Annotated in this window: 11 protein-coding genes and 2 pseudogenes; 8 read left to right on the forward strand and 5 right to left on the reverse strand. The window is 67.5% G+C overall.

From position 1 onward, the window contains the following. The first annotated feature begins 1,188 nt into the window (after positions 1 to 1,188). The 4 genes from AB0L74_RS34410 (at position 1,189) to AB0L74_RS34425 (ending at position 4,270) form a co-directional block, all read left to right on the forward strand. Complete coding sequence (locus AB0L74_RS34410; protein WP_365661422.1) at positions 1,189 to 1,761, forward strand: MauE/DoxX family redox-associated membrane protein; 573 nt, start codon at positions 1,189 to 1,191, stop codon at positions 1,759 to 1,761. 351 nt (positions 1,762 to 2,112) lie between these two features. After that, a complete protein-coding gene (locus AB0L74_RS34415) occupies positions 2,113 to 2,463 on the forward strand; it encodes a DUF6233 domain-containing protein (RefSeq protein WP_365661425.1) in 351 nt (116 codons plus the stop codon). Between the two features lie 80 nt (positions 2,464 to 2,543). Then, positions 2,544 to 3,371 (forward strand): ATP-dependent DNA ligase, encoded by an 828-nt coding sequence (locus AB0L74_RS34420; RefSeq protein WP_365661428.1) that lies wholly within the window; start codon positions 2,544 to 2,546, stop codon positions 3,369 to 3,371. Positions 3,372 to 4,015: 644 nt separating this feature from the next. Continuing rightward, positions 4,016 to 4,270, forward strand: coding sequence for a hypothetical protein (locus AB0L74_RS34425; RefSeq protein ID WP_365661431.1), 255 nt, complete (start codon positions 4,016 to 4,018; stop codon positions 4,268 to 4,270). Positions 4,271 to 4,316: 46 nt separating this feature from the next. Here AB0L74_RS34425 and AB0L74_RS34430 read toward each other — a convergent pair whose 3' ends face one another. Further along, on the reverse strand, positions 4,317 to 4,481 hold the full coding sequence (locus tag AB0L74_RS34430) for a hypothetical protein (RefSeq protein WP_365661434.1): 165 nt from the start codon (positions 4,479 to 4,481) through the stop codon (positions 4,317 to 4,319). Positions 4,482 to 4,626: 145 nt separating this feature from the next. Then, a complete protein-coding gene (locus AB0L74_RS34435; protein ID WP_365661436.1) occupies positions 4,627 to 4,767 on the reverse strand; it encodes a hypothetical protein in 141 nt (46 codons plus the stop codon). Between the two features lie 172 nt (positions 4,768 to 4,939). Between AB0L74_RS34435 and AB0L74_RS34440 the strand changes: the two genes are divergently transcribed. Then, a complete protein-coding gene (locus tag AB0L74_RS34440) occupies positions 4,940 to 5,197 on the forward strand; it encodes a hypothetical protein (protein ID WP_365661439.1) in 258 nt (85 codons plus the stop codon). 97 nt (positions 5,198 to 5,294) lie between these two features. Here AB0L74_RS34440 and AB0L74_RS34445 read toward each other — a convergent pair. Together AB0L74_RS34445 and AB0L74_RS34450 are read right to left on the reverse strand one after the other, a co-directional pair. After that, positions 5,295 to 6,100: pseudogene (locus tag AB0L74_RS34445) on the reverse strand (transposase family protein). A 91-nt stretch (positions 6,101 to 6,191) separates the two neighbouring features. Next, positions 6,192 to 6,655: pseudogene (locus tag AB0L74_RS34450) on the reverse strand (transposase family protein); the annotation flags it as partial. 124 nt (positions 6,656 to 6,779) lie between these two features. On the opposite strand from AB0L74_RS34450, the gene AB0L74_RS34455 reads away from it, so the two are divergent. Next, the gene (locus tag AB0L74_RS34455) at positions 6,780 to 7,910 is read left to right on the forward strand and encodes a hypothetical protein (RefSeq protein WP_365661442.1); all 1,131 of its coding nucleotides are present in this window, start codon (positions 6,780 to 6,782) and stop codon (positions 7,908 to 7,910) included. Between the two features lie 41 nt (positions 7,911 to 7,951). On the opposite strand, the gene AB0L74_RS34460 is transcribed toward AB0L74_RS34455, so the two are convergent. Continuing rightward, on the reverse strand, positions 7,952 to 8,365 hold the full coding sequence (locus AB0L74_RS34460) for a hypothetical protein (protein WP_365661445.1): 414 nt from the start codon (positions 8,363 to 8,365) through the stop codon (positions 7,952 to 7,954). 308 nt (positions 8,366 to 8,673) lie between these two features. Between AB0L74_RS34460 and AB0L74_RS34465 the strand changes: the two genes are divergently transcribed. Both AB0L74_RS34465 and AB0L74_RS34470 read left to right on the forward strand, forming a co-directional pair. Then, entirely contained in the window at positions 8,674 to 9,213 is a 540-nt protein-coding gene (locus AB0L74_RS34465; RefSeq protein WP_365661447.1) for a winged helix-turn-helix domain-containing protein, read from the forward strand. Continuing rightward, positions 9,210 to 9,740 (forward strand): transposase, encoded by a 531-nt coding sequence (locus tag AB0L74_RS34470; protein WP_365661450.1) that lies wholly within the window; start codon positions 9,210 to 9,212, stop codon positions 9,738 to 9,740. Before AB0L74_RS34465 ends, AB0L74_RS34470 begins: the two co-directional genes overlap by 4 nt. Positions 9,741 to 9,927: the final 187 nt, after the last annotated feature.

A 9,927-nucleotide genomic window follows, 5' to 3' on the forward strand; every position in this document is an offset into this window, starting at 1 on the left:
GATATTTGAGCTAGTCTCTGGATCGCCTGAGTATCAAAGGAGGTCCTGTGACAGCCGATCCACCAGCACGCCGACGGCCCCGAGTCGTCCCTGACCCGCGGAGCGGGATACCGCGCGGCAAGCCGCGCGGTAGTTGCGGCTCCGCTGCGCTCCGCCTAATTCCCGCGCAAGCGCGGGAATTAGAATTCCGCAAGCGGAATTCTAAAAAACTGGGCAATTCGCGCAAGCGCGAATTGTGAGCACCCGCGCAAGCGCGGGTGCCAGGGCTGGCAGCAAGGGGAGGGTGCATCACGCGCAGGTCTGTGTAGGGCTTGAGGTTCCTGTCCAACACCCCGCAACTGAGGTGATGATCTGTTGGCCTGACGGGGCGTCGGGTCCACCGTGGTGACGGGTTCCGCTGCGCTCCACCCGAACCCCCTCCCCCACCCTCGAAACCACCCCGACACGCTCACCAATGCCCCACCACCATACATCGCAACCGGCCACTCGTGGGCGAAATCAAGTCGCGCATCACCCCGGGGGACGAAGTTTGACGCACGGGGTGATGCATCACAAGTCTGACTGTGTAAGTTCTGGGTCCAGACACCACATCCCCCAGCGCCGCACACCTCGCGCCGGGATTCCCTTTCTGCTGACGCACTGCATTCCACGAAAAAGAGCACACGAGGCATGGCTGTGAAACTGCGTGACCACCAAATCGAGGGCCGTTGCCGCCATTGTGCGCGGCTTCGATATCCCACCGGGCGGTATTCCCCGGAACGGTCTGCGTGGGCAGGTGCACGCCGCGTGCGGTGGCCTGCCCGGGGCGTCCGCCCGGCCACATCGGGGGCTATAGGTTCTGTCTCTTAGATGAGTATCGAATCCAGATGAGGTGTGAATCGTCGCGGTTAGCCCAGAAGGGGCCACGGGACGATCTTGAAGCCTTGAGTGCCCGTCTTGGCACCCGTTCATCTCGGTTTCCTTGATGTGATGTTGGACTTGCCGTCTGAGGCCGGGGCGTGTTTGTGGCCTCGGTCGAGCGGACCGCTTATCCGCGTTCCAGGTGGCGTAACGCCACAAACGCTGCGCTGTGATGTGCCCCCGCACGCCCCCCACGGCCGGGATTTGCCTGGCATCTGTCAAGGCAACTTACCCGTACAGAACGGCTCCGCACGGATACCCCGCGGAGGGGGAGGGCGGTGGCATGCCATGGGTGATGTTGTGCCGGTGATGGTGCGAGTGCTGCTGGGCATGTTGTTCATGGCTGCGGCCTGGACGAAGGCGGTCCGGCCGGTGATGGCGCAGAAGCGGTGGCTGGAGTCTGTGCCGGTGGTGCCCGCCTGGGCGCGGGCCCCGGTGGCGGTCGGGCTGCCTGCCGCCGAGAGCTTGGCGGGCGTAATGCTGCTGACCGGAGCGTTCGGCCTGGCGGGCGCGATGCCCGCCGGGGTCCTCCTGATGATGTTCACGGCGGTCGTGCTCGTGATGCTGGCCCGCGGGGACACGGCGGACTGCGGCTGCTTCGGCGGCGGCCAGACGGTCAGCTGGCGGATCGTGCTGCGCAACCTGCTGCTCATCAGTGCCTGGCTGCTGGTGATGCTGGGCCCGGCGCGCTGGGGCCTGGCCACCGCTGCCTGGCCGGTCGAAACCGCAGTACCCGTTGCCGCGACCGCATTCCTCCTGGCGGCCGCCCGCCGGCAGGGGCGCCGCAGAGCAGCGCCGGCAAAGGCCGACACCGCAGCCAGCGCCGTGCCTGTGCCCGATGAGCATCCCTCAGGCCCCTGACCTACCTCCCAGCCAGATGCCAAACCTCGTCGACAGAAAGGAGGTGAACCCCCATGACCAAGATCCGCACTGTCCTCGCAGCCTGGTTCCCCGAGCTGCGGTGCTGCCCCTGCCCGCCCCTCTGCGTTTGTTGGTGAGGTTTTGTGCTCCCGGCCTCGGCTGGGAGCACAAAAACCCAGCCGAGGCCCTCTCGCGATCCGGCCTGCCTGTTCATACCGGGCTTGGCCCAAGGGCCCTGACCAATCGTGCCCCGATCACCCTGCGGCATCGCACTGGGGTGCGTGTACGGGCTGGGATCCGATGCCACTCCCCCGGAGCTGTTGCCGACCATTCCCCCTTAAAATCGAACGCATGAACGATGAACCGTCGCGGCTCCAGCTGCTCCACTTCGCCCGCCGGGTGGTGGTACAGCAGGCGACGGCAGCCCTCGCCCAGATCGACGGCTGGATCGTGGCCGAGGAACGACGTCAGGCGGAACGGCGCCGCGGCGAGGATACGCGTCCGGCCCCGCCTGAGTGGCTGGTCCAGTACGGGCTGAACCGCGCCAACGTGGACGCCGTGCACACTGGCGGCTGCTGGGCGGCGGCCAAGAGCGGCCGGTGCCGCCCCGCCACCCGGCAGCAGGCGATCGACGCCCTGCGCCGGCAGGTACCGCCGTGCATCCACTGCCGGCCCGACACCGCCCTAGGCATCCTCGGCTAGCTCCGGACGGCGTCAGCCGACTGCCGGACTGAGCCCTGTTCGCCGCGCCTGTGGTGGTTCGGCGTGGAAGGCATCACGCCATGACGTGGTCCTTACCGGAACCGATGCTGACCGTGCCTGTGGACAACCCCGCCTTGCCCCCTGGGTGGGCCGCCGAGCCGAAGTGGGACGGCTACCGCGCCCAGCTCGCCGTGTACGCGGACGGACGGGTGTTGCTGCGCTCCCGGCAGGGGACGGACATGACCGGCTCGTTCCCCGAAATCCGGGAGGCGGCCCTCGCGCAGCTGCCCGCGGACACCGGCCTGGACGGTGAGCTGGTGGTGTGGGAGTCCGGCCGACTGGTACTCGATCGCCTGCAGCAGCGCCTCGCCCGCCGCGGAGCCGGCGCGGCCGAGGCGGCGCGCCAGTGGCCGGCGCACTACGTCGTCTTCGACCTGCTCCGCGAAGGCGGGGACCTGGCCGGCTGGCCGTACCAGCGGCGGCGCGCGGCGCTGGAGTCGCTGTTCGCCGACCACGGCTTTCAGGCGCCGCTGACGCTGTGCCCGTCGACGACCGACCCGGCGACGGCACGCGGATGGCTGGAGTGGACGGCGGCCGGGATGGAAGGGCTGTGCTTCAAGCGGCTGGACGAGCCCTACGTCCGGGGCGCTCGATCGTGGCGGAAGTACAAGGTGCGGGCCACCACCGAAGCAGTGGTCGGTGCCGTCACCGGTTCCCTCACGGCGCCCCGGACGCTGCTGCTGGGCCGCTACGACGCTGCGGGCCGCCTGCAGTACACCGGGCCGCAGCACCACGCTCTCCCAGGCCGCCGGCCGCGCCCTGGCCGATCTGTTGGTCTCGCCGACGGGAGCGCATCCGTGGCAGGGGTGGACGTTCTCGGCAGGGTGGGGAACACAGCGCGCTCTTGATGTCCTCCTGGTGGAGCCCGACGTGGTGATGGAGGTGGCCGTCGACGTCGCCCGGGACAGCGCCGGAAGGTGGAGGCACCCCGTCCGGCCACACCGCATCCGCACGGACGTCGACGTGGCGCAGGTACCCCTGTTCGGCGAGGACACCGCCTCGCCCTCAGCCTTCTCAGGGCCAGGTCGGCTTCGTGGACGGGCCGTCCACGCCTGGCCGCCGGCGTTCGACTCGCTAGAACACCCGAGAAGCAAGGCCCGGGCCAGGCGCCTGGGCCTTCGTCATGCCCCGGAGATTCCCCTCCCGGCCGTTGCTGTCCGGGTCCGGGCTTGTGGCCCTACGGGGTGAAGAAGCCGTGCCCGGATGGACGAGACGCAAGCACCACGGACCTGTCACTGTCCCCGCCCGTCACATCGAACTCCGCTTGGAGGCAGTACCCGTGACCAGCCGCCAGACGCCCAGGGCAACACCCACGCCGATCACCGCTACGCTGAACACGCCCACCCTGGGCCGGGCCGAAAACCCACAGGGACGCTCTCGGGCAGAGAGCCGCCGCAGGACCGCCGACCGCGAGGCGCGCACCACCCCCACGCGGACGACACCACCACAGGTGTCCGCCGTCTCTGTTCCTCCGCCTCGCAGGAGACTCCCGATGTCTCGGGACCCGCACCCGCGCTCCCCCATACCCACCCGCCCCGAACCGCCCGCCCCGGCCGGCGCAGGGACTCCGTCGGAGACCCCGCTGCTGTCGGTGCACGCCGCCGTGGTGTTCCTGGCGGCCGTCATCATCGGCCTCGTCATGGGTGGCCTCATGTTCCTCCACGACAAGTCCGTGCCCACAGCCGTCGCCGCGGGCTTGGGTTCCTTCAAACTCAGCGTCCCCGTGCTGCACAAGCTGATTGGCTGACCGGCAGCGGCCGGGCGCAGCATGTGCACCCGACCCACCGCCTCCGTCAGGCGGTGCGGAACTGGTGGGCGTGGCCGCCACGCCACTCCACCCACTGCGGGTCGTCCCAGATGGCCTCGGGTTCGACGACACCGGTGCCCTCGTGGAACACGACCAGGTCGAGGTCGCTGTAGGGGGTGCCGAGGATCTCGTCCCGACCGCCGCTGTGCACGGTGACCGGCCGCCCGGACGGCAGGGCCGGTGCACGACGATCGGCCCGCGCTGCTCACGCCTCCCAGCGTGCCCCGGGCCGAGGCTGGGCAAGTCGGCCCAGGGGCGTGGGCAGGGTGTTCCTGTCCGGCCCCGCTGTCGTCGGGTCAGCCGAAGTCGAACGTGTCCTGGGCGAAGTCGGCCGGGGCCGGGGTGGGCGGGGGCGTCGGCGGTCCGTCCGCGCGGGCGGCCTGCCAGCGTTCGGCCAGCTCGTCCTTCCCCCTTCGGCAGGGGCCACGCCTGACCATCAGACCCACCTGAGCAAGGACACGACATCACGAGTTCAACCTCAGTAGCCACGGAGCGGGTCAGCCATTCAGCTGACTTTTTAACGCGGACGCACCAAGCCGCCATCGGGCCAGATGTCACTTCGGATGGCACATGCCATTGTGGCTCTTAAGTGATCGGACCGAGTTCTAGGTGGTGCGCCAGATGGACCTGCGAAAAATCGAAGCCGAAGTCACAGGAACGGCAGACTTGAGCAACACCATGCACCTTGGGGAGCTGATCAGCCAATTGCAAGAGAGGGCGAAGCATTTTGGTGACGACTGCCCCGTTCTGCTTTGCGCGCAAGACGAGCACAAGGTGAATCTCACGAACGTCGCATGGCTCGCCGAAACTACCGGCGACAACGTTCCCGATCGGAACATCACCATTGTAGGGAACGATTGGTCATAGGAGGTTCATAAGTAACCACAGCCGTCAATCGAGCGAGTGCGAAGAATCGCCCGCCATGCTGGTTGCGATGTCTCGCCCTCATGTCAGTGAACCTCTTTCATCCTGAATAGTTGCAGGTCAACAGTGTGTGGACGGCCTGGACGATGGTGCTGATACGGCGGGTGGAGTATCTGGCTCGCCGTAGTAGCCGCCAGGCCTTCAACTGGACGAAGGCGCGTTCGCCGGGGGCTCGGAGTCTGGCGTGGTCCGGTTGAACTGCTGGTAGTGCTCGGGTTGTTCATTGTGGTGGTAGTAGGGGGTGCGGAAGGTGGCGCCGGCGCCCTGGTAGGCGCGGTCTGCGAGGACGAGGATCTGTCGGGTGAGGCAGGCTTGGACGATGCCGTGGGCGCGGGCCGTGGTCAGGTCGTGGGTGCGGCCCGGGGTTGCGCGGGAGAACCAGAGCGGGGTGCCATCGGGGCGGGCGATGACCTGCACGTTCATGCCGTGCTTGCGGTGCTTCATCGAGTAGTACGGCTCGTCCGCGCGGATGCGGTCGGTGGGGATCAGGGTGCCGTCAACGATGACGTGGTCGCCTTCACCGAGGCCGGTGAGGGCTTCGTGGAGGCCGGGTGCCCAGCCGGCCAGGACCTCCAGCGTCTCGTCGACGTACCGCCAGGCGGTAGCCTGCGATATTCCGAACCCGACTCCGAGCTGCGAGAACGTCTCGTTCTTCCGTAGATGGACCAGCGTGAGCAACGCCTGATTGAAGCAGCCGAGCTTGCGCCAGCGGGTGTTGCGGACCCGGCGGTGCTCGTACAGCAGCCAGGCGACATGTTCAACAAGCTCGCGCGGGACGTCGAGCGTGGCAGGATACGGAACCAACAGGGCCCCTTCGGTCGCCAGCGGGTTGAGTGGAATCACCACGCCAACGACGGGGGCCCTGCCTCGTCACCGCCCCCGCTGACCAGCCTCTTTCACCCTCCAGCACAGGATGAAAGAGGCTCAGTGAGCGTTTTCAGCGCTGACGCTCCAGGGTGAGGATGGCTGCGGCGATTGACGACAGGCGGTTCGGACTGCAGCGTGCCCTGCGGAAGATCCGCCAGGACTTCAGCCTTGCGACACCCCGTTCGACCGGTGCTCGTGCCGCTGACAGCGCTCGGTCCGGCGTGCGCTGAGTCGGTGTGATTCTCGGTGGGGCGGGCGTCGGACCGGTGTGGTTGCCCAGGGGCCGGCGCCGATGTAGGCGCGGTCGGCGAGGACGGGGACGCCCTGGCGTTCGCAGATCCGGATGATCTTGTGGGTGCGGGCCGCGGTGAGGTCGTGTGTGCGGCCGGGCAGCGCGGGTGAGATCCACAGCAGTCTGCCCGTGGGATCGGTCACGACCTGCACGTTCACGCCGTGGCGTCGGTGCTTGTGGGAGCAGTCGGCCCGGCTGTCGCCGACCCGGTCGCACTCGGCGAGCGTTCCGTCGAGCAGGACGTGCCTGGGACCGCTTGCATCGCGCGCAAGGGCACGGAAGTCTTGCAGCGCCGGGGCCGTCACCTGAGCCATCGAGCGTTCTGCGCACTGGCTCGCCCGACAACCGCACTCAGGAAGGTCGGAAATGACTGAGCCTACGAACTTCAGTGGTCAACATGCGGTGCAGGTGCCGCCAGTGCTCCGTTCCCGTCAGGAACTGATCGAGAAGGGAGTGACCTTCCCCGAAGCCGATGTCGTGCCCATCGCGCTACCCATCACATCAAGCGGCGCCACCTATCAGATGGCGCAGTCCCTGGCGTGGCTGGACGACCACCACTTTTTGGTAGGCCGGTGGGACGGTTCGATCAGTGTGTTCGCGTACACGGAGACGCAGCCGTTCGACGGGCCGTTGATCACCAAGGCCGCAAACAGCCCGGCGTTCCAGGGCGTGCGCATGGTGGTGCCCGTGGCACGCCGGTCGTTCATCACCTCGAACGACGACCGGACCATCGCGCTGTGGAACTCGCGCGAGGGCGACTGGTCGGACCTGCGGCTGAGCGGGACGTTTGCGTACGCTCCGTCCCTCGGGGTCGCGACCGCCGGGCGCGTGGGTATCGACGGAAAGACGGTCGTGATCGGCCACACGAGCGGTCACCTGTCCATCTGGAATCTCCTCTCTGGACCGCCACGACTCACGTTCGTCCGTTCGGTAGACCTGCGCAATCCCAATCCCGTGAACCCTTGGGGTCTGCACGACATCCATGCGGTCGAGGTACTGGACGCCTCGGACGGGACCCAGCGGGTCATCTCGGGCTCGGAGGACGGCTACCTCTGCATCGTCGAGGTTCCGTCGGGCGAGATCCTGTCCCAGATGGTCTACAACCCCACCGCGCAGCGCGGCATCAACGATGTCAATGTGCGGGGAGAGTCCATCCTGGTGGCCAACTGCTCAGTAGGTGCTGCCGATCGAAACCTCTGGTACTACACCATCGATCGAAGCACGTGGGCAGTCGTCTTGCGGGACAGCGCCAATCTCATTGCCGACACCAGCCGCCCCCAGGTTTTCAACTTCAACACCATCTGGGGGGCCTACTCGGGTGGCCCCTGCTGGTTTGCCTCCACCGAAGAGGGAGCCCTGTGGATGGGCACAGCGGAGACCGGGATCGATGTCATCGGCTATCAGGCAGTGACGAGCCCACTGGGGTCAGCACTCGGCTGGAGGGCACCTGGCAGGCTGGTCATGGTGGCCTACGACCTCTACGAGTTCAACACTTGATAGGACTTTTTTGACGGGGGCTCGTGCACCCAAGTACTCGGTCACGAGGTGATGGCTTTCCTCCGTGGCGAACCGCCAATAATTGCGCCACCCTTGACCAGGAGGCGCGGCAGGCCAATGCGACGAGCGCGACACCCTCTTCGGAATCCGGAGTTGAGGACGCGCTGCGTCTGCTCGACGCCGGCCCCCGTACGCTGAGCTCGGGCACGATACCCGAGTATCTCTGCGAGCGCATCGGCCGAGTCGCAGGCCTGCTCGAACGGCTCATCGAGGACGGCTGCCGCGAAGCCATCGACTGCGGGCTGGAATCCCTGGACGAAGGTCTGCTGGACTCCGGCACCATCAACTTGAAGCACGCCACTGATCGTGCCCTGGACGCCGGTGAAGTCCCTGCCGTCATATCGCCTCGGCGGCCCGCGGGCCGTCGACGACGCAATACGGTCCTTGACGATCACGGCCCGGTCGGAGCCGTCGGATGACCGCGCCCTTGTCATGGAGCCTGGACCCGCTGCCCGGAGAATCTCCGACCGGGTTCCCGCTCCGACCCAGCTTCCGGCTCGGCCTGTCCCCGCCGCATTGTCCAGCGGGGCAATGACGTTGCCGAGCGCCAACCCCCGGCCCTTGACTTCCCCGCCCCGGTCCTCGGCACAAGAACAGGCCATCGACTCCGTCAGCGGACGTCATAAAACGGCGGGTTACTGAGGTTGAACTCGCGTTGTCGTAGAGACTGACGGGCCGCTGTCCCCTGCGGTATCACCGGGACATGCGGTATCCACAGGGTGGCGGGCTGACCGCCGAACGGCAGCAGTTCCGTGAGGACTTACGCCTCCAGGCGGCCGAGCGGTTCGCCAGGGGCGATGCGAGCTTGTTGATCGCCAAAGACCTGAGCGTCAGTGTCCGATCGGTGCAGCGATGGCGGCAGGCGTGGGCGGAGGGCGGTCCGCGTGCTCTGCGGTCGCAGGGGCCGGCGTCGTTGCCGAGGCTGACCGAGAAGCAGTTCGCGCAGTTGGAGGGAGAGCTGGCCAAGGGGCCGGCCGCACACGGCTGGGAGGACCAGCGGTGGACCCTGGCGCGGATCAAGACCGTGATCGGCCGGCGCTTCCACCTGACCTACACCATCCAGGGCGTGCGGAAGTTGCTGGTCCGCAACGGCTGGTCCTGCCAGGTCCCGGCCCGACGCGCCATCGAGCGGGATGACGAAGCTGTGGCCGGCTGGGTGAAGGAGACCTGGCCCTGCGCGGAAGACTCGCGGCGGCCCGTGGAGCCTGGCTCGTCTTCGAAGACGAAGCCGGCTTCTCCATGACGCCGCCGCACGCGAAGACCTGGTCACAACGTGGCCGCACCCCGGTGGTACAGGTCCGCGGCCGCTCCCGCAGACGCATCTCTATCGCCGCCCTGACCTGCTACAAACCCGGCCAACGCTGGAGGCTGATCTTCCGGCCGCGTCGGGACGACGGCCGACGCGACGGACGTAAGAGTTTCTCCTGGCGTGACTACCGGGACCTGCTGATCGCCGCACACCAGCAGCTCGGCGGCCCGATCGTGCTTATCTGGGACAATCTCAACGTCCACAAGGCCGCCGACTTACAGAAGTTCGCCGCCTCCAGGGACTGGCTGACCATCTACTACCTGCCGCCTTACGCACCCGACCTCAACCCCGTCGAAGGCATCTGGTCGCTCCTGCGACGCGGCTGGCTGTCCAACGTCGCTTTCAGCACTCCCGAACACCTCATCCAGTGCATCCGACGCGGCCTGCGGCACATCCAGTACCGCAGCCACCTCATAGACGGCTGCCTCGCCGAGACCGGCCTGACCATCAGACCCGCCTGACCAGAACCCGGGGACGCGGTTGTGCACGCTGTGCGGGTGTGCTCAGGAGCTGACGCCGATGCTGAGCGGGTTTGACCACATCGCCGGCTCCCGACCCGCCGTGGTACGGAACGCCGGTCATCTCCGGGGCCTGGGGGCGCCCCCCGGCAGGCCCGTCGTGCTCGCGGCGGCCAGAAGGCGCCCGGTC

Origin of the sequence: Streptomyces sp. NPDC052020 (genome assembly GCF_040680575.1) — a bacterium.
Taxonomy (GTDB): domain Bacteria; phylum Actinomycetota; class Actinomycetes; order Streptomycetales; family Streptomycetaceae; genus Streptomyces.